The organism is Pantoea sp. SGAir0430 (genome assembly GCF_043549295.1).
This window is the reverse complement of record NZ_CP039427.1, coordinates 3,232,605-3,255,720: the sequence shown is the minus strand read 5'-3', so window position 1 is coordinate 3,255,720 and position 23,116 is coordinate 3,232,605. Positions and strand designations below refer to the sequence as shown.

General features: G+C 58.7%; 17 protein-coding genes. 8 read left to right on the top strand and 9 right to left on the bottom strand.

From position 1 onward, the window contains the following. The first annotated feature begins 29 nt into the window (after positions 1–29). The gene (locus E7738_RS15275; RefSeq protein ID WP_394516348.1) at positions 30–2,360 is read left to right on the top strand and encodes a Tex family protein; all 2,331 of its coding nucleotides are present in this window, start codon (positions 30–32) and stop codon (positions 2,358–2,360) included. A gap of 96 nt (positions 2,361–2,456) precedes the next feature. Beyond that, positions 2,457–4,145: an alpha-amylase family glycosyl hydrolase gene (locus tag E7738_RS15270; protein ID WP_336700983.1), complete on the top strand. Its 1,689-nt coding sequence runs from the start codon at positions 2,457–2,459 to the stop codon at positions 4,143–4,145. On the opposite strand, the gene bioH is transcribed toward E7738_RS15270, so the two are convergent. Beyond that, positions 4,126–4,899, bottom strand: a complete 774-nt coding sequence (bioH, locus tag E7738_RS15265; protein WP_021507404.1) for a pimeloyl-ACP methyl ester esterase BioH — start codon at positions 4,897–4,899, stop codon at positions 4,126–4,128. The two genes, E7738_RS15270 and bioH, sit on opposite strands and share 20 nt — an antisense overlap. Before the next feature lie 35 nt (positions 4,900–4,934). Between bioH and gntX the strand changes: the two genes are divergently transcribed. Both gntX and nfuA read left to right on the top strand, forming a co-directional pair. Then, the gene (gene gntX, locus E7738_RS15260) at positions 4,935–5,612 is read left to right on the top strand and encodes a DNA utilization protein GntX (protein ID WP_058759316.1); all 678 of its coding nucleotides are present in this window, start codon (positions 4,935–4,937) and stop codon (positions 5,610–5,612) included. A 58-nt stretch (positions 5,613–5,670) separates the two neighbouring features. After that, positions 5,671–6,246, top strand: coding sequence for a Fe-S biogenesis protein NfuA (gene nfuA, locus E7738_RS15255; RefSeq protein WP_021507402.1), 576 nt, complete (start codon positions 5,671–5,673; stop codon positions 6,244–6,246). A 36-nt stretch (positions 6,247–6,282) separates the two neighbouring features. Here the strand turns inward: nfuA and malQ are convergent, their stop codons facing one another. From malQ to glpE, 5 genes are all read right to left on the bottom strand, one after another. Continuing rightward, a complete protein-coding gene (gene malQ / locus E7738_RS15250; RefSeq protein WP_394515778.1) occupies positions 6,283–8,340 on the bottom strand; it encodes a 4-alpha-glucanotransferase in 2,058 nt (685 codons plus the stop codon). Between the two features lie 56 nt (positions 8,341–8,396). Beyond that, complete coding sequence (malP, locus tag E7738_RS15245) at positions 8,397–10,802, bottom strand: maltodextrin phosphorylase (protein ID WP_021507400.1); 2,406 nt, start codon at positions 10,800–10,802, stop codon at positions 8,397–8,399. Between the two features lie 240 nt (positions 10,803–11,042). Further along, positions 11,043–11,801, bottom strand: coding sequence for a DeoR/GlpR family transcriptional regulator (locus E7738_RS15240; RefSeq protein ID WP_021507399.1), 759 nt, complete (start codon positions 11,799–11,801; stop codon positions 11,043–11,045). A gap of 43 nt (positions 11,802–11,844) precedes the next feature. Continuing rightward, positions 11,845–12,669 (bottom strand): rhomboid family intramembrane serine protease GlpG, encoded by an 825-nt coding sequence (gene glpG, locus E7738_RS15235; RefSeq protein ID WP_088517946.1) that lies wholly within the window; start codon positions 12,667–12,669, stop codon positions 11,845–11,847. Between the two features lie 32 nt (positions 12,670–12,701). Then, on the bottom strand, positions 12,702–13,028 hold the full coding sequence (gene glpE / locus E7738_RS15230; protein ID WP_021313438.1) for a thiosulfate sulfurtransferase GlpE: 327 nt from the start codon (positions 13,026–13,028) through the stop codon (positions 12,702–12,704). A gap of 227 nt (positions 13,029–13,255) precedes the next feature. Between glpE and glpD the strand changes: the two genes are divergently transcribed. The 3 genes from glpD to E7738_RS15215 all read left to right on the top strand — a co-directional run bounded on the left by glpD (position 13,256) and on the right by E7738_RS15215 (position 16,242). Continuing rightward, the gene (gene glpD, locus E7738_RS15225; protein ID WP_058759321.1) at positions 13,256–14,764 is read left to right on the top strand and encodes a glycerol-3-phosphate dehydrogenase; all 1,509 of its coding nucleotides are present in this window, start codon (positions 13,256–13,258) and stop codon (positions 14,762–14,764) included. Between the two features lie 180 nt (positions 14,765–14,944). Further along, positions 14,945–15,784 carry a DUF3289 family protein gene (locus tag E7738_RS15220; RefSeq protein ID WP_058770957.1) on the top strand — a complete coding sequence of 280 codons (840 nt, stop codon included), beginning with the start codon at positions 14,945–14,947 and terminating at the stop codon, positions 15,782–15,784. Then, positions 15,784–16,242 carry a DUF943 family protein gene (locus E7738_RS15215; RefSeq protein WP_394515777.1) on the top strand — a complete coding sequence of 153 codons (459 nt, stop codon included), beginning with the start codon at positions 15,784–15,786 and terminating at the stop codon, positions 16,240–16,242. The genes E7738_RS15220 and E7738_RS15215 overlap by 1 nt, the downstream gene beginning before the upstream one ends. Before the next feature lie 110 nt (positions 16,243–16,352). Here E7738_RS15215 and iolE read toward each other — a convergent pair whose 3' ends face one another. The 3 genes from iolE to iolD form a co-directional block, all read right to left on the bottom strand. Beyond that, the gene (gene iolE / locus E7738_RS15210) at positions 16,353–17,249 is read right to left on the bottom strand and encodes a myo-inosose-2 dehydratase (protein WP_058770955.1); all 897 of its coding nucleotides are present in this window, start codon (positions 17,247–17,249) and stop codon (positions 16,353–16,355) included. A gap of 69 nt (positions 17,250–17,318) precedes the next feature. After that, complete coding sequence (locus tag E7738_RS15205; protein WP_021507394.1) at positions 17,319–18,332, bottom strand: Gfo/Idh/MocA family oxidoreductase; 1,014 nt, start codon at positions 18,330–18,332, stop codon at positions 17,319–17,321. 64 nt (positions 18,333–18,396) lie between these two features. Next, on the bottom strand, positions 18,397–20,331 hold the full coding sequence (iolD, locus tag E7738_RS15200; protein ID WP_021507393.1) for a 3D-(3,5/4)-trihydroxycyclohexane-1,2-dione acylhydrolase (decyclizing): 1,935 nt from the start codon (positions 20,329–20,331) through the stop codon (positions 18,397–18,399). 545 nt (positions 20,332–20,876) lie between these two features. Here iolD and iolC point away from each other — a divergent pair. Continuing rightward, entirely contained in the window at positions 20,877–22,790 is a 1,914-nt protein-coding gene (iolC, locus tag E7738_RS15195) for a bifunctional 5-dehydro-2-deoxygluconokinase/5-dehydro-2-deoxyphosphogluconate aldolase (RefSeq protein WP_211724966.1), read from the top strand. Positions 22,791–23,116 lie beyond the last annotated feature (326 nt).

Here is a 23,116-nt window from a genome sequence, read left to right as displayed (position 1 = left end):
ACCCTGTGTAAGCAAGACCGTTACTGATGATGAAAGATTCGCTGAGCCAGATTATCGCAGGTGAGCTGAAGGCACGCGCCGACCAGGTTGACGCCGCCATTCGCTTGCTGGATGAAGGGAACACCGTGCCGTTTATCGCACGTTACCGTAAGGAAGTGACCGGCGGGCTGGATGATACCCAGCTGCGTACGCTGGAGAGCCGTCTCGGCTATCTGCGTGAGCTGGAGGAACGCCGCCAGTCGATTCTGAAATCCATTGAAGACCAGGGCAAACTGACACCGGAATTAGCCACTGCCATCAACGGCACGCTGAACAAAACCGAGCTGGAAGATCTCTATCTGCCTTATAAGCAGAAGCGCCGCACGCGCGGGCAGATCGCTATCGAAGCCGGGCTGGAACCGCTGGCTGAGATGCTGTGGAACGATGCGTCTCAGGACCCCGAGCAGCTGGCAGCGCGTTATGTCGACGCGGACAAAGGCGTTGCCGATGTGCGTGCCGCGCTGGATGGCGCACGCTATATCCTGATGGAGCGCTTCGCCGAAGACGCCACGCTGCTGGCGAAAGTACGTGAATACCTGTGGAAGAACGCCCATCTGGTTGCGCGCGTGGTGGAAGGCAAAGAGGAAGAAGGCGCTAAATTCCGCGACTACTTCGATCATCACGAAGCGCTGAGCAGCGTGCCGTCGCACCGCGCGCTGGCCATGTTCCGTGGCCGTAACGAAGGCGTTTTACAGCTGTCGCTCAACGCCGATCCGCAGTTTGATGAAGCGCCGCGCGAAAGCTACGGTGAAACGCTGATCGCCGACCACCTTGGCCTGCGCCTGAACAACGCACCGGCCGACAGCTGGCGCAAAGCCGTGGTCAGCTGGACCTGGCGCATCAAGGTCCTGCTGCACCTCGAAACCGAACTGATGGGCACCATCCGCGAACGGGCGGAAGACGAAGCGATCAACGTGTTTGCCCGTAATCTGCACGATCTGCTGATGGCGGCTCCCGCCGGCATGCGCGCCACCATGGGCCTCGATCCGGGCCTGCGCACCGGGGTCAAAGTGGCGGTGGTCGATGCCACCGGCAAGCTGGTCGCGACCGATACCATCTATCCGCATACCGGCCAGGCGGCCAAAGCCGCAACCTCGGTGGCGGCACTGTGCGCGAAACATCAGGTTGAACTGGTGGCGATCGGCAACGGCACCGCTTCACGTGAAACCGAGCGTTTCTTCCTCGACGTACAGAAGCAGTTCCCGCAAATCAAAGCGCAAAAAGTGATTGTCAGTGAGGCCGGAGCATCGGTCTATTCCGCTTCCGAACTGGCGGCGCAGGAGTTCCCCGATCTCGACGTTTCGCTGCGCGGTGCGGTGTCTATCGCCCGTCGTCTGCAGGATCCGCTGGCAGAGCTGGTCAAAATTGACCCGAAATCGATTGGCGTTGGCCAGTATCAGCACGATGTCAGCCAGAGCCAGCTGGCGAAAAAACTCGATGCGGTGGTGGAAGATTGTGTGAACGCCGTGGGCGTCGATCTGAATACCGCTTCGGTGGCGCTGCTGACGCGCGTCGCCGGTCTGACGCGCATGATGGCGCAGAACATTGTCAGCTGGCGTGACGAAAACGGCCGTTTCCAGAACCGCCAGCAGCTGCTGAAGGTGAGCCGCCTTGGGCCGAAAGCCTTTGAACAGTGCGCCGGCTTCCTGCGCATCAACCACGGCGATAATCCGCTGGATGCCTCAACGGTGCATCCGGAAGCCTATCCGCTGGTGGAGCGCATTCTCGCCGCCACGGAACAGGCGCTGAATGAACTGATGGGCAATCCGGGTAGCCTGCGCGACCTGAATGCGCGCGACTTCACCGATGAGCGTTTCGGGCTGCCGACCGTCACCGATATCATCAAAGAGCTGGAGAAACCGGGCCGTGATCCGCGTCCGGAGTTCAAAACCGCGCAGTTTGCCGAAGGCGTGGAGACGCTCAACGACCTGCTGCCGGGCATGGTGCTGGAAGGTGCAGTGACCAACGTGACCAACTTCGGCGCGTTCGTCGATATCGGCGTGCATCAGGACGGCCTGGTGCATATCTCTTCGCTGTCGGACAAATTCGTAGACGATCCGCATCAGGTGGTGAAAGCCGGCGATATCGTCAAAGTGAAGGTGATGGAAGTCGATCTGCAGCGTAAGCGTATCGCGCTGACCATGCGTCTGGATGAGCAGCCGGGTGAAAGCAACGCGCGCAGCGGCGGCAACCGTGGCGCAGGCAAAGAGGCCGCGCGGCCGGCGGCCGGTGCCAAAGGCCGCGACAAACCTGCCAGCGCCAGCGTCGGTAACAGTGCGATGGGCGATGCGCTGGCGGCCGCCTTTGGGAAGAAACGCTAAGCGGCGCGCGAGTACAGGAGGTTGATAAATTGTCCTGGCGGACTACGCTGAAAAAACCGTGTGAAAAAATGACCTTCCGCGTAACCCGGCGATCCGATGGACATTATCAACTTCCTGCTCGATGAGATTTATGAAGGTAGCTTCCCCGTCGCGGCGCGCGAGCGCCTGCTTTCGCACATCCGCGCGGCGCGCGACACGGTAAAGCTGCCGCGTAAAGCGCACTGGGATGAAAAAGACGTGGTGCTGATCAGTTACGCCGACCAGTTCCGCGAACCCGAGCAGCCCACGCTCGCCAGCTTTACGCGCTTTTATCAGCAGCATCTGCAGTCCACTTTCAGCCTGGTGCATCTGCTGCCATTTTTCCCCTACTCGTCCGACGATGGCTTCTCGGTTATCGATTACCACAAAGTGAACCCGATTTGCGGTGACTGGCAGCACATCACGGCGCTGCACAGCGAAACCCGGCTGATGTTCGATTTCGTCTGTAACCACATGTCGGCGCACAGCGCGTGGTTTCGCCACTTTCTGGCGCAGGATGCCGGCTGGGACGACTTCTTTATCAGCATGCCGCCCGCCACCGATCTCAGTGCCGTGACGCGCCCGCGCACCTCACCGCTGCTGACGCCGTTTACCCTCGCTAACGGCGACACGCGCTTTATCTGGACCACCTTCAGCGCCGACCAAATCGATCTCAACTTCGCCAATCCGCAGGTGCTGATCCGCATGGTGGGCGTGCTGCTGGATTATCTCAACAAAGGCGCGGATTACGTGCGGCTGGACGCGGTGGGCTACATGTGGAAAACGCCGGGCACACGCTGTATCCATCTGACCAAAACCCATCAGCTGGTAAAGCTGTTTCGCGCCATCGCCAACCAAGTCGCGCCAGGTACGGTGATCGTGACCGAAACCAACGTGCCGCATCAGGATAACATCAGCTATTTCGGCAACGGCCACGACGAAGCGCAGATGGTTTACCAGTTTTCGCTGCCACCGCTGGTGCTGCACGCCATTCACTCCGGCTCGGCGCGCGCGCTGCGCCAGTGGGCCAGCACGCTTGAGCCCGGTGATGGCGGCACCACCTTCTTCAATTTTCTCGCCTCGCACGACGGCATTGGCCTCAATCCGGCACGCGGCATTTTGTCGGAAGTCGAGATTGTGGCGCTGGTGCGTGAACTGGCGCTGGAGGGCGCGCTGGTCTCTTATAAAAACAACCCGGACGGCAGCACCAGCCCGTATGAAATCAACGTAACGTATCTGGATGCGCTCAATCACCAGACCGACGATGACGACACGCGCCTGCGTCGCTTCCTGCTGGCGCACGCGATTCTGCTGGCCTTTCCCGGCGTGCCCGCCATCTATATTCAAAGTATTCTCGGCTCGCGCAATGACAACGAGGGCGTGCGCGCTGCCGGGCACAACCGCGCCATCAACCGTGAGAAGTACAGCCTGCGCGATATCGAACAGCAAATCAGCGGCGGCAACCCGCTGCGTCAGCAGGTGTTTGAGCGGCTTAGCGCGCTGATTCAGCTGCGCACCCGGCAGCCGGCGTTCCATCCGGACAATCCAATGACGCTGCTGGAGAGCGACAACGCGGTGCTGCTGCTGCGCCGTCACGCCGCGGACAGCGACGAAGGGTTACTGTGCGTGTTCAATCTCAGCAGCCGCGAGATCAGCACCACGCTGCCGCAGGCGCGCCCTTTTCAGGATGTGATCAGCGGGCAGCGCGTGGATGGCAGCCAGCCGCTGGTGCTGGCCGCCTGGCAGTTTATGTGGCTGCGTGGATGAACTGCTGCACCTGCTGGCAGAACGCCTCCGGGTGCGAAATAAACGGCGCGTGCGCGGCCTTCGCGATGACAACCGACTGCGAATGCGGCCAGCGCGCATCCAGCTGCGGCGCAATGCGGCGCGGCACCAGGCCATCCAGCGCGCCATAGATACGCAGGAACGGCAGCGTCAGCCCATCCAGTGCGCTGCGCAAATCATCGTGGCGCAGAATGTTCAATCCCCCTTCCAGTACCGCTACCGACGGCATCGGCTGCGACAGCACTACCTCTTTCAGCTGACGCGCATCCTGACGCGCATTTTCCGTCCCCATGGTTTGCAGCGCGAGAAAACGCTCCACCGTGCGCTGGAAATCGCTGCTCAATTGCTGCTGGAACGTCGCCAGCGTCTCAGGCTGGATGCCCGGCCATTCATCCCGGGCGGTAAAGCACGGCGACGACGCCACGCTAATCAATGCCGCCACGCGATCGGGCTGGCTCAGCGCCAGCTGGCTGGCCACTAAGCCGCCCAGCGACCAGCCGAGCAGCACGGCGCGCGCTGGCAACTGCGGTAATAGCTGCTGCGCCATCTGCGCCAGGCTCAGCGGCCCAAATCCCTGGCTGCGGCCAAATCCCGGCAGGTCCACCAGGTGCAGACGAAAATGCGGGCTGAGTCGCGGAACAATGTGTTGCCACACTTCGGCGTTCAGTCCCCAGCCGTGCAGCAGCACAAGATCGCGATCGCCTGTGCCTGTGGTGTGCCAGTAAAGCGAACTCATCGGTTACACTCCCGAAAAGTGAAAAGGAGGTCGCTATGCTAGCAATCCCGGCCCTGTGTTGGCTATGCCGTCTGCCGCTGCGTATCGCCCGGCACGGCCTGTGCAGCGTATGTCTGCGCCAGCTACCGGCGCTGCCGGCGCTCTGTCCCTGCTGCGGACTGCCGGCCAGCGGCGATCAAGCGTGCGGACGCTGCCTGCGCCGGCCGCCGCCGTGGCAGGCGCTCACTTGCGTGAGTGATTATGTGCCGCCGCTGAGCGAATGGGTGCAGCGGCTCAAATTCTCGCGCGCAACCGCACTCAGGGTGATGCTGGCACGGCTGCTTTTGTTAAAATTATTAACAAAGCGCCGCCAGCAGCCGCTGCCGCGTATCGATCTGGTGCTGAGCGTGCCGCTGCATCGCCGCCGCGCCTGGCAGCGCGGGTATAATCAGGCTGCGCTGCTGGCTAAACCGCTGGCGCGCTGGCTCGGTTGTGAGTACCGCGAAGGTCTGCGCCGGGTGCGGCACGGTGCGGTGCAGCATGCGCTCAGCGCCCGCGCCCGGAAAAGCAATCTGCGTGGCGCGTTTCGCCTTGAAATGGCGGTGCGCGGACGCCACATCCTGCTTATCGATGATGTGGTCACCACCGGCAGCACGGTGGGGGAAATCAGCCGCTTATTACTGGCGCAGGGCGCGGCCAGCGTACACATAGGATGCCTGTGCCGTACCTTGTAGAGCGTCGGCGTTGGGCGTATTATAACCAGGTATTTTAGTCAACTATTGAGCAATCGCCATGATCCGTATTACTGATACTGCGCAAGAGCACTTCGCAAAACTGCTGTCAAAACAGGAAGATGGCACCCAGATTCGCGTATTCGTTATTAACCCGGGTACGCCAACCGCCGAGTGCGGCGTCTCCTACTGCCCGCCGGATGCGGTCGAAGCCACCGATACCGAACTGAAGTTCGACAAGCTGTCTGCGTATGTCGATGAGCTAAGCGCGCCGTACCTCGAAGATGCGGAGATCGACTTCGTGACCGATAACCTCGGCTCACAGCTCACGCTGAAAGCGCCGAACGCCAAGATGCGTAAAGTGTCGGACGATGCACCGATGGTTGAGCGCGTGGAGTATCTGCTGCAGGCGCAGATCAACCCGCAGCTGGCCAGCCACGGCGGGCGCGTCTCGCTGATGGAGATCACCGACGAGGGCTACGCCATTCTGCAGTTCGGCGGTGGCTGTAACGGTTGCTCGATGATTGACGTGACGCTGAAAGACGGCATCGAGAAAGAGCTGCTGGCCGCCTTCCCGGAACTGAAAGGCGTGCGCGATCTCACCGAGCATCAGCGTGGCGAGCACTCCTACTACTGATAGAAGATGCGGCAGCCACCCCGGCTGCCGCGTGTTTTACGGCTTCTTACGCCCTTCATTGACGATTGCCAGCAGCTGCTGCACTTTCCGGTAACTAAACAACTTCTCCAATGGTACGCGCAGTTTGCGCCGCCAGTTGGGGTATTCGGCTACCGTGCCCGGCACGTTGACCGGCGTCTCCATTCCCAGCCAGTCCTCCGGCTGCAGCCCCAGCAGGGCGCTGTCGGTAAACGCCAGAAAGCGGTGCACGCCCTGATTCAGCGCAGGCGTCAGACGCTGGCCGGCGCGGTTTTTGCTGCGCGCATCAATGGCTTGCGCCTCGCTCATCGCCTTCAGCAGCGCTTTTCTCTGCCCATCGCGTTCGGCGATGGCCGCCTTCAGCATGCTGCGTTTAGTAAACAGCCCCAGCTGCTCGCGCAACTGCAGATCGGCGGCATGCCAGAATCCGCTCAGCGTCGGCAAATCATGGGTACTGGCGCTGGCAATCGACTGGCGCGGATAGGCTGCCGGTGGCCGGAACTGCCCGTCCTCCCCGCACTCGAACATCAGCACCTTCCACGAAAAAATGCCGCGGTCGCGCAGCAGGCTGACGATTTCCTGCGGCACGGTGCCGAGATCTTCACCGATCACCATGCAGCGCTGACGCTGACTCTCCAGCGCAAGGATCGCCAGCAGGTCGTGCACCGGATAGGCGACATACGCGCCTTTATCGGCACTTTCGCCATAGGGAATCCACCACAAACGCAGTAGCGCCATAACGTGATCGATGCGCAGCGCCCCGCAATCGCGCATATTGGCGCGCAGCAGATCGATAAACGGCTGATAGCCCCGCGCGCGCAGTACATGTGGATCGAGCGGCGGCAGCGCCCAGTTCTGCCCGAGCGGGCCAAGCGGATCCGGCGGTGCGCCCACCGACGCGCCCAGCTTATACAGCTGCGGATCCTGCCAGGTTTCCGCGCTGTGCTGTGCCACGCCAACCGCCAAATCGCGATATAACCCGACCGCCATCCCCAGCTGCTGGCTACGCTGCCAGCAGGCGGCGAACTGCTGCTGCGCCAGCCACTGCAGCCAGCTCCAGAACAGAATGTCGTCCTCATGCTGCGCGCACCATTGCTGCACCTCCGGCTGCTGCGCCTGCTGCCAGCCTGACGGCCACTTTTCCCAGCCCCACTCATCGGGATGCTGCTGGCTGCGCGCTGCCACGATGGCGTCAAATGCCGCCTGATAGCGCAGCGCATCGCCGCCTTCCGCAAGAAATTGCTGAAACGCCGGCTGCTGTGTCAGCTGCGGCTGCGCGTGCTGCCAGGCAAAACGCAGCGCAGTCAGCTTGAGCGTCGTCACCGCGCGGTAATCGACAAACGCTGCGCTGCGCGCCTGTTGCAGCGCTTTGCGCGTTGGCGCGCTGTGCCACCAGCGCTGGGCGGCGTCACTTTGGGTGAATTCGTCGATTTGATTGATGTCGATGTACAGCACGTTGAGCCAGCGGCGCGAGCTCGGGCTGTACGGGCTGATGTGATCCGGCTGCGCCGGATAGAGCGCATGCAGCGGGTTGAGACCGATGAAATCGCCGCCGTGAGCGGCGACCTGCTCCAGCATCTGCATCAGATCGCCAAAGTCGCCGATGCCCCAGTTACGCGCCGAGCGCAGCGTATAGAGCTGCACCAGCGCGCCCCAGCGCTTCTCCCCCTGCGCCAGCGCTGGCGGCAGATAACAGCGCGCCGGTGCGATGATAATGCGCGTCTGCCACTGCTGGCGTGAAGTGCTCAGCGTGAGCTGATGGTAGCCCTCGGGCAGTTCTGCCGGCAGCGCCAGGCTTTCTCCCGCGCTCAGCGTGCCGTCATAGTGCTGCCCCTGCTCGCTCACCAGTTGCCAGCGGTAGTCGTCGCTGCCCTGCGGCGTCAGTTCAGGCTGCCCGGGCGGCGTGAACACCAGCACCGGCGGCAGCGGTGGCGCGTTGCCCGTCGGAGCGTCCATCAGCGCCAGCAGCGCGCGTTTGGTGTCGTCGCTGATGGTCTGTGACTCACCTTTATTGTTGATAAAACTCAGTGCGATACCGGCATCCCGTGCAGCCTGATCCAGTTTCTTCATGGCCATGTTGTCTCCTTCGTTGCCGTGCGCACATTACGCATGCAGCGTCATTTTCCGGCGGCTCAGCGCGCCGCCTGCCAGATACGCTGTTGATAATCGCGAATCGAACGATCGGCACTGAAGCGGCCGGTATGCGCCGTGTTGAGAATCGCCGCTTTGGTCCACGCTTCCGGATCGCGCCACAGCGCTTCGACACGCTGCTGCGCCGCGATGTAGGCGGCGAAATCGGCCAGCACCAGCCACGGATCGCCCTGTTTGCTCAGGCTCTCCAGCAGCGGCGCAAATGCCTGCCGGTCGCCGTCGCTGAATTTGCCCTTCTCCAGCTCCTTCAGTAAACCGTCGAGATAGCGATCGTGCTTACGCAGCTTCTTCGGACTGTAACCGTCGGCCTTCAGTGCTTTTACCTCATCCACCGTGTTGCCGAAGATAAAGATATTTTTCTCACCGACCGCCTCGGCAATCTCCACGTTAGCCCCGTCCAGCGTGCCAATCGTCAGCGCGCCGTTGAGCGCCAGCTTCATGTTGCCGGTACCGGAGGCTTCGTAACCGGCCGTGGAGATCTGCTCCGAGAGATCGGCCGCCGGAATCATCAGCTCGGCGGCGGTAATCCGGTAATCCGGCACAAACACCACCTTCAGGCGATCGCCCACCAGCGGGTCGTTGTTGATCACCTCCGCGACTTTATTGATGGCACAGATGATGTTTTTTGCCAGCAAATAGCCGGGCGCCGCCTTAGCGCCAAACAAAAATACGCGCGGCACGAAGTCGGGATTGTCCGGGTTATCGCGCAGCTGGCGATAGCAGTGCAGGATGTGCAGCAGACTGAGATGCTGGCGTTTGTATTCATGCAGGCGCTTGATCTGCACATCAAACAGCGCGTCAGGATTGATATCAATGCCGGTCACGCGTTTGATGTACACCGTCAGCCGCAGTTTGTTTTGCTGCTTAATGGTGCGGAACTGCTGGCGAAAACTTTTCTTCTTCGCCAGCGGCGCCAGCCATTCCAGCGCGTCGAGATCGTTGGCCCACTCCACCTGCAGGCTGTCGTCAATCAGCGCGGACAGCAGGGGGTTGCACTGCTTCAGCCAGCGCCGCGGCGTAATGCCGTTGGTGACGTTATGAAACTTGTGCGGCCACAGCTGGTGATATTCCGGGAACAGATCGTTAACCACCAGCTGCGAGTGCAGCGCTGCCACACCGTTGACGGCGAAACAGCTCACCACGCACAAATTGGCCATGCGCACTTCGCCGTCGCTCACCACCGCCAGCTTGTGCCAGAGGGCACTGTCGTTCGGCCAGCGCTGTTTAACCTGCTGCTTCAGCTGGCGATTGATCTGTTTGATGATCTGCAGATGGCGCGGCAGCAGTTCGCGCAGCAGGCTCGCCGGCCAGCGCTCCAGCGCCTCCGGCATCAGCGTATGGTTGGTATACGCAAAGGTGCGGCTGGTAATGTGCCAGGCGTCGTCCCAGCTCAGGCCATACTCATCCAGCAGCAGGCGCAGCAGCTCCGGAATAGCGATAGTGGGATGGGTATCGTTGAGCTGAATCACTTCGAAATCCGGCAGCGTATGCAGCGCACGGCCCGCCAGCTGGTGACGACGCAGTATGTCGCTCACCGCGCAGGCGCACTGGAAATACTGCTGCATCAGCCGCAGACGTTTACCTGGCGCATGGTTGTCATTGGGATAGAGCACTTTGGTCAGCTTGTCGGCTTCAATGCCCGGCTGCTCCGCCTGCAGGAATTTCCCGGCGTTAAACAGCGTCAGGTCAAACGGCTGCGCGCTGGTGGCTTGCCACAGGCGCAGCGGCAGCATGATGCCGTTGCGATAGCCGATTACCGGCAGATCCCAGGCCTGGCCGATCAGCTGCTGTGCCGGACGCCATTCGACGCTGCCGTCGTCGCGCTTTTTGACCTTACCGCCCAGCCCCACCGGCACATCCAGCGCGGCGTTATGGCGGAACCACGGATAGCGATCGCGCTGCCAGTCATCCGGCGCTTCGTGCTGCTGTCCGGCCACAAACGACTGACGAAACAGGCCGTACTGATAGTTGAGGCCGTGCCCCATCGCCGGCTGGCCGACCGTCGCCATCGCATCCATGTAGCAGGCCGCGAGCCGTCCCAGACCGCCATTGCCCAGCGCCGGATCGACCTCCTCCTCCAGCAGTTCATTCAGCTCAACCTCGTGCTCTGCCAGCGCGGCAGCCACCTCGTTATACCAGCCGAGATTGAGCAGGTTGTTACCGGTCAACCGGCCGGGCAGAAACTCCATCGAGAGATAATTAACGTGGCGCTGAGCGCTTTTCGGCGGCACGGGCGGCTGTGCGGCGAGCAGTTCCATCAGCGCCCGGCTGAGCGCCTGCCACCACTGATGCGGCGTCATCTGCCGGGCGGAAGTCAGTCCGAGCTGCTGCCACTGGCGGGTCAGCGCGGCGTCAAAGCGGGTTTTATTGAATTTTAGCGGCGACATAGTGCATCCCTTTGCATCCGAAACGGTAAACACGGGCAAGCGCAAATCTGAAAGAGTAAGTTAAGCCGGGGACGCTGAAAAAAGCGACAGGGAAATGAAGATGCAGTGAAAAAAGGCGTGCCGCTGCGGCCTGGTCGCCATCAATGGCGACCCTACAATACGGCACAATGCGCTAAGGGTGCGGTTTGGTAACGATGGCCTGCTGCATCACAAGGTGCGCATTGATGCGCACCTGGGAAATCAGCACAGCTCCAGATGGACTTCGTGCTGTTCAATCACCTTCAGTATGCTTAACGGCGGGGTTTGATCGGTATACAGGTAATCAATCAGGCTCATGTTGCCAAGGTTAACCATGGCGTTACGGCCAAACTTCGAGTGATCCACCACCAGCATCACGCAGCGCGAGTTCTCGATAATGGCGCGCTTGGTGCGCACTTCGTGATAGTCGAACTCCAGCAGCGAACCGTCCATATCAATACCGCTGATGCCGAGAATGCCGTAATCGAGCCGGAACTGAGAGATAAAATCGAGCGTGGCTTCCCCCATGATACCGCCGTCGCGCGTGCGCACTTCACCGCCAGCGATGATCACGCGGAAATCCGGCTTGCCCATCAGCAAAATCGCCACGTTGAGGTTGTTGGTGACGATACGCAGATTGTTGTGGTTGAGCAGCGCATGCGCCACCGCTTCCGGCGTGGTGCCGATATCAATAAACAGCGTTGCGCCGTCCGGGATCTGGCTCGCCACGCGCTCGGCGATGCGTGCCTTTTCCGCCGACCACATCATTTTGCGATCCTGCCACGCGGTGTTTTCCGAGCTGGAAGGCAGCGCTGCGCCGCCGTGATGACGCTGAATTTTGTTTTGATCGGCCAGATCGTTCAGATCGCGCCGGATAGTCTGCGGGCTGACCTCAAAGTGATCCACCAGCTCTTCCGTACTGACATACCCCTGACGCCGGACCAGATCGATAATGGCGTCATGACGTTGCGTCTGCTTCACATCTCTCTCCTCGGCTCAAGGCCGTGTTCTTTTTATCCTGCTGCTAGCGACGTGCGCGTTTGCGCGTATCAACGAACGCCATTGCCAGCCCCACCAGCAAACCGGTGACGTGCGCAGCGTTCGCGATCGACAGGCCAAAGGCGCCGTACCAGCCAATCACCAGCCATACAATAGCGAAGCCAATCAGGCCGCGCTCGAGATAAATGCCACTTTCGGGATCGCGCTCGCCGCGCAGCCAGCAGTAGCCCATCAGCGCATAGACCACGCCGGACAGCCCGCCAAACAGCACACCGCTGAATTTCGCCTGCATCCAGCCGCTCAGCAGTGCTGAAATCAGCATGATAACGAACAGCTTGCCGCTGCCGAGGCGCTTCTCTACCGCACCGCCGAGATACCACCACCACATCAGGTTGAACAGAATGTGCAACAGCGAGAAGTGCAGCAGCGCGTGGCTGAACCAGCGCCACACCTGAAAATACTGGGAGGAATCCGCCGGCCAGGCCAGCCAGCTGAGTACCACATCGTCGCCGACAATCTGCATCAGGATAAACACCGCCACGCAGGCGATCATGATGGTCAGCGTGAGCGGGCCCGCGCGTTCGCGAATGTTTGCCCAGATATTGCCACGCTCATAACGCAGACCGCTGTCGGTGGTACCGCTGTGCCAGCTCGCCGCCTGATAGCGTGGATGGTTGGGATCGCGCACGAACTGCGCGAGTTCGTTTTCGACCATCTCCAGCTTGCTGTCGTCATCCAGCACAATGACACAGTGACTTTCGCGCTCAATGCGCAGCGTGACGCCGCGCGTCGCCATGTAATCGACAAACGCCTGTGCCATGCGCGGCTGGTTAAACTGGGTAATGCGCATCATGCGGTGCTCTCCTTCCTTTTGTCGGTCGATCAGAGGCTGCCGGTCGCCACCTGCGTCGGAAACGCGGCGCGCCAGGCATCAAAACCGCCGTCGATGCTGTAGACGTCGCTAAAGCCCTGGCTTAACAGGAACTGCGCCGCGCCTTTACTGCTGTTGCCGTGATAGCACATCACCAGCACCGGCTGGTCGTGCCGGGCGCCGGCAATGAACGTCGCCAGGTTGTCATTGGTCAGATGTTGCGCACCGGTGGCATGGCCCATGGCGAAGCTTTGCGGATCGCGGATGTCTACCAGTTGCGCTCCCTGTGCCAGATGCTCGTTAGCCTGCAGGACGTTAATACACTCGAAGGTTTCCATGGGTCTCTCATTACCTCGTCATCATTTGGCGTTAGTTTACCCTGATAAGCCGCCGCTATAACCTGACAAATCCTGTGGATATGTGATTTTTTTCCTGCCGAAATGTTAGCTATATCACGCAAGAATGTTTTTATTGAGTTAAGCGCTGGCGTCAATGTTGGTTTCCGATTATTATTACGCTCGAAAACGAACATTTTAGAACTATTCCGAACATCGGAGGAGATGACGTGGAAACCAAAGACCTGATCGTGATCGGCGGCGGCATCAACGGTGCCGGCATTGCAGTGGATGCTGCAGGACGCGGCCTGTCAGTGCTGATGCTGGAGGCGCGGGATTTGGCCTGTGCAACCTCCTCTGCCAGTTCCAAGCTGATTCACGGTGGCCTGCGCTATCTGGAACATTACGAATTCCGTCTGGTGGGCGAAGCGCTGGCCGAACGTGAAGTGCTGCTGAAAATGGCGCCGCACATCGCCTTCCCGATGCGTTTCCGTCTGCCACACCGCCCGCATCTGCGTCCGGCGTGGATGATCCGCATGGGCCTGTTTATGTACGATCGCCTCGGTAAGCGCACTACGCTGCCAGGCAGTAAAGGTCTGCGTTTTGGCGCGGAATCGGCCCTGAAGCCTGAAATTACGCGCGGTTTCGAATATTCCGACTGCTGGGTGGACGATGCGCGCATGGTGGTGCTTAACGCGCAGGAAGTGGTGAAACAGGGCGGCGAAGTGCGCACCCGCACCCGCGTAACCCGCGCCTGGCGTGAAGCCGGCCTGTGGATGGTGGAAGCGGAAGACGTCGATACCGGCAAAACCTACACCTGGCGCGCCAAAGGGCTGGTTAACGCCGCCGGCCCCTGGGTGAAGCAGTTCTTTGACGATGGCCTGAAGCTGAAATCGCCGTACGGTATTCGCCTGATCAAAGGCAGCCATATTGTGGTGCCGCGCGTGCACACCGAAAAGCAGGCTTACATTCTGCAGAACGAAGATAACCGCATCGTGTTTGTGATTCCGTGGATGGATGAGTTTTCAATCATCGGTACCACCGACGTCGAATACAAAGGCGATCCGAAAAATGTCAAAATCGATGACAATGAAATCAGCTACCTGCTGAAGGTGTATAACGCGCACTTTAAAAAGCAGCTGACCAGTGACGATATCGTCTGGACCTACTCCGGCGTGCGTCCGCTGTGCGATGATGAATCCGATTCACCGCAGGCGATCACCCGTGATTACACGCTGGACGTGCACGACGACAATGGCCAGGCACCGCTGCTGTCCGTGTTCGGCGGCAAGCTGACCACCTATCGCAAGCTGGCGGAGCATGCGCTGGAGAAACTGGCGAAATACTACCCCGATGCCGGTCCGGCGTGGACCAAAAACGCCGTGCTGCCAGGCGGTGATTTCTCCGGTACGCGTGAAGATTACGCTGCCAGCCTGCGCCGTCGCTATCCGTTCATCAGCGAAGGCATGGCGCGTCACTTCGCCCGCACCTACGGCAGCCGTACTGAAGTGCTGCTGGAAGGCGCGAAGAGCCGTGAGGATCTGGGTGAAAACTTTGGCCACGAATTCTATGAAGCCGAACTGCGTTACCTGGTGAAACACGAGTGGGTGCGCGAGCTGGACGATGCCATCTGGCGCCGTACCAAACAGGGTATGTGGCTGAGCGAAGCCGAACAGGCGCGCATCCGCGACTGGCTGGCAGAAAACGGCCAGAAACCGGCGCTGTCGCTGGCTTCGTAATCGCCTTAAGCATTGTCCTCAACCCCGCCACCGCGCGGGGTTTTTGTTTTTTCTCTTTTTGTGTCGGCGAGAGGTTATTCACACAAGGCACTGCACCAGATCAATTCTCACCGCTCCACTTACTGACTAAATAATCCGCGACCGGATTAACGGACTCGTCAGTGACAGGGAGTATCACGCATGGCTTTAGCCACTTTTCCGCTCAATATCTTCACCACACAGCGCATGTTTAATGACTATGGCGCTGACGATATGCGCTACGGCGATATCTGTGAACGCCGGATGAAAAACGAATTCGGCCTCACCCACATTTCCAATGTGGTCGACCCGTGGAGCATGACGCGGCTGCATCCCTTCCATAATCCCCAGTCGCGCTTTGCTGGTGCTTATGCGAAACCTGGCGAAAAGCTTTCACCGCTGGAGTGCGCCAGGCTGCTGTTTGCTGAGATGCAAACCACGTCATTACCTTTCGCGCTTGTTGGCCCGCAACGTTTCCTGATAAATAAGATGCTGGAGCATTTTATGCGCTCCAGCGGCCTGCCGTTTCGGGATTTGTCGCTGGATATGGCATATCGGGACAAAATTATGAACGACAGAAGCATAAACAGTACACACAAAGCCATAATTGATACGCTCAATGTTAATATTGATTATGGTATCAAAGGCCTGCCATTGAAAAATATAGGTGATATTAATTCTGCCATTAATAACTCGATCCTGCCAAAGTTCGATTCATTAATTATGGATAAAATAAATGGTTTAGGCATTACTGTTCATGATGTTTATGCTACCAAAATTGACATATTGAGTCTTGACGTTAATGGTGCGCGCTGGAGGGCAAAAATGCGCTTCAGCGGACAGGATCATTTCGGTCTGGATACGCATGATATTCACAAGCATAAATTCAGACAATTTCAGTTTTTTAAGATATGGTTCACCTTACAACGTTATGATAAATTTGGCTTTCGTCCTTTTCTGACGAACATGGATGCTGTGATAGATATTGAAGGCGGCCGTTAATGAACAGGAAGACATGGGCAGGATTAATTCTGCTTGTTGCATTAGCCAGTGGCATATACTGCTACCTGAACTTCAGGGAAGTTAACGTTATTGACGTTCACCAGGATTACTATTCTGCATCAATTATCGTCGATCACCTGCCTTACTCTGACGATAAAAAAATAAGGTGGTGGTTGATTCACCAGCCGCAAATAACGTCAAAATACAATATTAAAGCCTTTAATGATAATGGCCCCATTACCTATTATTTTTATGCACTAGGTGAGGGATATCAGTCATTGGAAAAAAAGGACCGCATTTGCTTTAAGCAAATGCAACCCCCTGCTAATTGTCTGGATAAAAATTTACTGATGAAAATTCAGCGGAAGCAGGATGATGGCGTGATATTCTCACTGGATTCAGGAGATTACACAGTGAATAAAGACAATGAAATGAGTCGATTGCAGAAGAGCAATTGATACATAGCGCGATAAATCGCGCCGCTACAGTGTGTGCGGTCGATAATGACGAAAGTCACTGTCGAATTTACCGTAGCGGCGCAATTCATTGCGCTAACTGACCGTCAATCTTACAGCCCGGCATTGTCACGAATATATTTACGGGCTTTCACTGCATATTCGAATGGGTTAGCGATGGCCGGATCCTGTTCCGCTTCGACGACCATCCAGCCTTTATAGCCGTAATCATCGAGGATTTTGAATACCGGTTTGAAATCGATCACGCCATCGCCTGGTACGGTGAAGGTGCCTTTCTTCACTCCGTCGAGGAACGACAGCGAGTTTGCGCGCACCTCTGCCACCACGCTGTCACGCACATCCTTCAGATGCACGTGGAAAATACGCGGCAGATGTTGGGTCAGCACATCCAGCATCACCTGCTGTGATCCTTCGGAGTAGTAAATGTGGCCGGTGTCGTACAGCAGACCGACGTTATCGTTGGTCATTGCCATAAAACGGTCGATCTCGGCTGGCGTCTGAATGCCGGTGCCCATGTGATGATGCAGCGTTACGCGCATCCCTTTCTGCGCCGCAATCGCCGCCAGTTCGTTGTAACCTTCTGCCGTCAGGCGCCACTCTTCGTCAGTGAAAACCGGCTTCTGCTCCAGCACCGGCAGCGACGTGCCCTGAATGCTTTTGCTCTGTTCCGAGCAGCCAATCACGCGCGCGCCCATGGCATGCAGGAAGTTCATGTGGTTGATGAACTGATCGATGGTTTTCGCTTTGTCACCGTTGGCAAAAAAGGTACTAAACCAGGCGTTACAAATCTGCATACCGCGGATATCCAGCATCGGCTTCAGCACCGCCGGATCGCGCGGATACTTGCTGCCCACTTCGCTACCGGTGAAACCCGCCAGCGCCATCTCGCTGACCGTTTGCTGGAAAGTATTTTCGCTGCCGAGTTCCGGCATGTCGTCGTTGGTCCAGCCAATCGGCGCAATCGCCAGTTTGACGTTCTCTTGGTTCATTTTCAGCTCCCTGACACAGAGAGGCAGCGGTAATCCGCTGCCGTGGATAGGTTTAGCGCACGCGCCTGATTATTTCTGGTAAAACGCCGGACGCGGCGGCATGGCAACGGGCTCAATCGCGCCGCTGGTTTGCGCCTTCAGGCAGGCATCGGCAGCCACCGAGGCGGCAAAGCCATCCCAGGCAGAAGGCCCGCTCAGCTGGCCCGCTTTCACATCATTGATAAACGCCTGCAGCTCAACGTCGTAGGCGTCGATAAAGCGATCTTTCCAGTCGGTCAGCAGCGCGTTGCCAAGGCGGGCATCTTTGCGCATCTGAATCGCCGATGGCTCCGGCAGTCTGGCGATGCCCTCTTCGCCCACCACTTCACACTGAATGTCATAGCCGTACGCGCAGTTCACAAAGATCTCCACATCGATGCGGATGCCCTTCTGCGTTTCAAACAGTACGATCTGCGGATCTTTCAGCTTCGCGTGTGACTTTGAGGTCGTGCGCGGGAACACCACCTGCACGCTTTTGTAATCATCCTCGGTCAGCCAGCGCAGGACATCCAGCTCGTGAATCAGGGTGTTGGTGATGGCCATATCGGTGGTGTAATTCTCGCCGACGCTCTGATTACGGTGCGCGCAGTGCAGCATCAGCGGCTCGCCGATGTCACCGTCGGTGATCACCTTTTTCAGCGCGCGATAGCCGGCATCATACGGGCGCATAAAGCCCACCTGCACCAGACGCTTGCCGTGCGCAATCTCGGCGTCGACAATGCGACGGCAGCCCTCTGCGCTCAGCGCCAGCGGCTTCTCGCAGAACACCGGTTTCCCGGCGGCAATCGCGGCCAGCGTGAACTCTTCATGCGTCGGGTCCCACGAGGTCACCAGCACGGCATCCACTTCCGGCGAGTTAATTACCTGATGACCATCCTGATACACTTCGGCCTGAATATTCAGCCGCTGCAGCGCCGCGCGCGCACCTTCCACATTGATGTCTGAAACCGCCACCACTTTTGCGCCCTGCAGCACGTTGTTGCAGCGACGAATATGTTCCTGACCAATTGCGCCGGTACCGATTACACCGAGTTTGAGCGTCATAATTACACCTGTAGAGTCGGATAAGTAGGGTAAAACGGGCCGGGCAGCGCCGGCCTGAAAAGGGTTAGTACTTACGCGCCTGTTGAATATGCTGATTGAGCTTGTCGGCCACCTGCTGCGTCCGCTCTGAGGTGGAGGCCTGCGCCACGCCGACGTGCCACCAGCTGAAGTATTTGTGCACCATGGTTTTTGGCAGCACTTTGATGTCAATCAGGGTCGAAACCGTCTGCTGCTGCGCATCTTCCAGCGCCGCTTTCAGCTGCTCCAGCGTGGTGACACGGTAGGTTTTACAGCCGTAGCCGGCGGCTATCGCCGCGAAATCAACCGGCACGAAGCCACCATCCAGCTTGCCGCCCTGCGGATTACGGAAGCGGAACTCGGTGTTGAAACTGTCCATGCCGTGTTCCATCTGCAGGTTGTTGATGCAGCCATTGGTCATGTTATCCAGCAGGATGACGTTGATTTTCGCCCCCTCCTGAATCGAGGTGACCAGCTCGGAGTGCAGCATCATGAACGAGCCGTCACCCACCATGGCGTAGACTTCGCGCTGCGGCTGAGCCAGCTTCACGCCCAGCGCGGCATTCACTTCGTAACCCATGCACGAGTAGCCGTACTCAACGTGATACGCGTTGTAGTCTTTGGTGCGCCATACGCGCTGCAGGTCACCCGGCAGACTGCCGGCGGCGGCGACAATCACCGCATCCTTTGGCAGTTGTTCGTTTAAGGTGCCCAGCACGCTGCTCTGCGTCAGCACCGACTTTGTCAAACGCTCAAACTCGGCGAACAGCGCGGTGCGATCGATGTGGTCAGCGATTTCCGGAATAAAGTCGTCGGTGTTGAAAGTGGCGGCGTACACGCGCTGCGTCTCTTTCAGCAGCTTGCTCTGCGCCTGTTCAATCTGACCACCCCAGTGATTCTCAAAGCCGTTCAGTCCGGCTTCCAGCGCGGTTAACCCTTCGCGTGCATCCGCCAGCAGCTGCACGCCATCCAGCTTGTAGCTGTCGAAGTTGTTGACGTTAATGTTGAGGTAGCTGATTTCCGGATGCTGGAAAATCCATTTTGAAGCCGTGGTGAAATCGGTATAGCGCGTACCAATACCGATCACCAGATCGGCCTCTTTGGCCAGCAGGTTCGCCGCCAGACAGCCGGTTTCACCCACGCCGCCCACGTTCAGCGGATGGTCGGAAACGATGGTGCCTTTGCCGGCCTGCGTTTCGGCAAACGGAATATTGAAACGCTCGGCAAAGCTCAGCAGCGCCTGACCGGCATCGGAGTATTTCACGCCGCCACCCACTACAATCAGCGGCTTGTGCTTACGCGCAATCAATGCCAGCGCCGCGTCCAGCTGGGCCGCCGTCGGCAGACGCCGGTCAAGCAAATGCACGCGTTTCTGGAAGAAGTATTCCGGGAAATCCCAGGCTTCGCCCTGCACATCCTGCGGCAGCGCCAGCGTTACCGCCCCGGTTTCCGCCGGATCGGTCAGTACGCGCAGCGCATTGATACAGGCGGTCATCAGCTGCTCCGGACGGCTCACGCGGTCCCAGTATTTACTCACTGCGCGGAAGGCATCGTTGGTGCTGATGCTGAGATCGTGACTCTGCTCGATCTGCTGCAGCACCGGGTCCGGCTGGCGCGTGGCGAACACATCGCCCGGCAGCAGCAGCAGTGGAATCCGGTTGGCTGTTGCCGTGGCTGCCGCGGTAATCATGTTGGCGGCACCCGGTCCGACGGAAGAGGTACAGGCAATGATTTGACGGCGCAGCGACTGCCGGGCAAAACCGATGGCAGCGTGCGCCATACCCTGCTCGTTACGGCCCTGATACACCTGTAAATCGCCGCTGTCCTGCTCCAGCGCCTGGCCGAGGCCGAGCACATTGCCGTGGCCGAAAATAGCAAAGATGCCGTGCACGAATTTGGTTTCAACGCCGTCAACGTTCAGGTACTGGTTATCCAGAAATTTCACCAGCGCCTGTGCGGTAGTCAGTCTGATAGTGCCCATATGCTTCTTCCTTTACATGTGGTACCCGCTCAGGGGGTACGACGCGGTTCGGGTCGGCGGTGAAAACGCGCCCGACGCTAAGTGAAACGTGTGGCGATTATAAACAAATGTTTTTTCCATTAAACCTGATTACAGAAGAAACATTTCATTTTGCGATGAAGATCAAATTCGGCGCTGAAACGCGGGCGGTGACGGGACGGGATGACAGCAAAGTGAAACAGCCTGCTGTGCCTCAGCCATCATAACGAAATTTCATTTCACGTCAGCAGCTTCCTCTCATCCATCATCATTTCCTGCGAGCTGGCTCACAAGCCAGAGCACCCGCGAAACGGGCAAGCCGTAAAGGGCGGGAAAGGCAGCGGCACCAGAGTTTTACCTGGCTCACAAAATCGCGATGGATGTTTCATTTCATATTGTGTTTGGAATTTTTATTCCTCATACTGCCCACATAGCCAGTCAGGCACCCCGAGACCCCGGAAGCATTGCGCTTGATAGTGGGCGGCAGCGCCCGCCGTGTCTGCTTATCACAGAAGGAAACCATCAGTATGAGTACACAACAGAAGCGGCTTGATGTGATTTGTATTGGACGCATCGCCGTCGATCTTTACGGCCAGCAAATTGGCTCGCGCCTGGAAGATATGACCAGCTTTAACAAATACCTCGGCGGCTCTTCCGGCAACGTAGCCTATGGCACCGCGATTCAGGGGCTGAAGTCGGCGATGCTGGCGCGCGTCGGTGACGAACACAATGGCCGCTTCCTGCGTGAAGAACTGCAGCGCGTGGGCTGCAATACTGACGGGCTGATTACCGATAAGCAGCGCCTGACCGGGCTGGTGATTCTCGGCATCAAAGACGAAGAGACCTTTCCGCTGATTTTCTATCGCGACAACTGTGCTGATATGGGGCTGGTTCCCGAGGACATTCGCGAAGAGTTCATTACCTCGTCCCGCGCCGTGGCGGTAACCGGCACCCACCTGTCGCATCCGGACACGCGGGCGGCGGTGCTGAAAGCGCTGGATATTGCCCGGCGCAACGGTCTGCGCACCGCGCTGGATATCGATTATCGCCCGGTGCTATGGGGTCTGACCTCACTGGGTGACGGTGAAACACGTTTCATTGAATCCGGCCAGGTGACGCAGCAGCTGCAGGAAGTGGTGCACTATTTCGATCTGATCGTCGGAACGGAAGAAGAATTCCATATCGCCGGTGGCAGTACCGATACGCTGACCGCGCTGAAAAATGTGCGTAAGGCCAGCAGCGCCACGCTGGTCTGCAAACGCGGGCCGCTGGGTTGTGTGGTGTTTGAGGGCGAAATTCCTGACAGCTGGGAACAGACGCGCCTGCACAGCGGCGTGCGCGTTGAGGTGCTCAACGTGCTGGGCGCCGGCGATGCGTTTATGTCGGGCCTGCTGCGCGGCTGGCTCAACGATGAGAGCTGGGAACAGGCGTGCCGCTACGCCAACGCCTGTGGCGCGCTGGTGGTATCCCGTCACGGCTGTGCACCGGCGATGCCAACGAAAGAGGAGCTGGACGATTTCCTCAGCCGCGATAACGCGGTGAAACGCCCGGATCTGGACGCGCGCCTCAATCATCTGCATCGCGTTACCACGCGTAAGCAGCAGTGGCCGGAGCTGAATGTGTTCGCCTTTGACCACCGTAAACAGCTGGCCGATATGGCGCGCGAAGCGGGCGTCAGCGAGGAGCGCATTCCGCAGCTGAAACTGCTGCTGCTGCAGGCGGCACAGGAGGCGGCTAACGAAGCCGGTCTCAATGAGAAGAGTGGCATCCTGGCGGATACCACATACGGCCAGAAAGCGCTCAACGCCATCACCGGCAAGCACTGGTGGATTGGGCGGCCCATCGAGCTGCCGAGCTCACGGCCACTGCGTCTTGAGCACGGCAATATTGGCTCTCAGCTGGTGGACTGGCCGGCCGAACACGTCGTCAAGTGCCTGGTGTTTTATCATCCCCATGACAGTGCTGAACTGCGTAAAGAGCAGGACGAGCTGGTTCTTGACGTGTGGCGCAGCTGTAACAAAAGCGGGCACGAGCTGCTGCTGGAAGTGATTCTGCCGGAAAGCAACCCGGACCGTAACGAGTCCTACTATCACGACATGCTAAGCCACTTCTATAGCCTGGGCGTGCAGCCGGACTGGTGGAAGCTACCACCGCTGACGGCGGAGAGCTGGCAGGCGATCGGCGAGCTGATTGAGCAGCAGGATCCGCACTGTCGCGGCATTCTGTTACTCGGCCTTGATGCACCGGAAGAGAAGCTGAAAGCCGGCTTCGCCGCCGCCGCGCAGGCCACGTGGGTGAAAGGTTTTGCCGTGGGTCGCACCATTTTTGGCCAGCCGTCACGCCAGTGGCTGAACGGTGAGTTGGATGATAAAGCGCTGATTGAGACCGTGAAAGGCAATTATCTGCGCCTGATTGGCTACTGGCGCGCCGCGCGCGGCTGACGCATTTGAAGAGGATGTACTGAGAAGCGGCCTGACGGGCCGCTTTTTAGTGTGTTGCGCGCGGATGCCCTCACCCCCGCCCTCTCCCACCGGGAGAGGGAGCCGTTCAGGCAGGTCGTTAAGCATTGTGCCAGGCCTGTCAGACCGCTCCGGACTGTCCCCTCTCTCACTGAATGAAGAAGCAAAACCTTGCGACCTGCCTGATAAACCGCTCCGGACTGTCCCCTCTCCCGCGTGCGGGAGAGGGTTAGGGTGAGGGCAAGCCCTCAACCCCTGAGTTTTGTGAGGCAATTCATAAACCGATGAAATAGCCTTCACGATAGCGT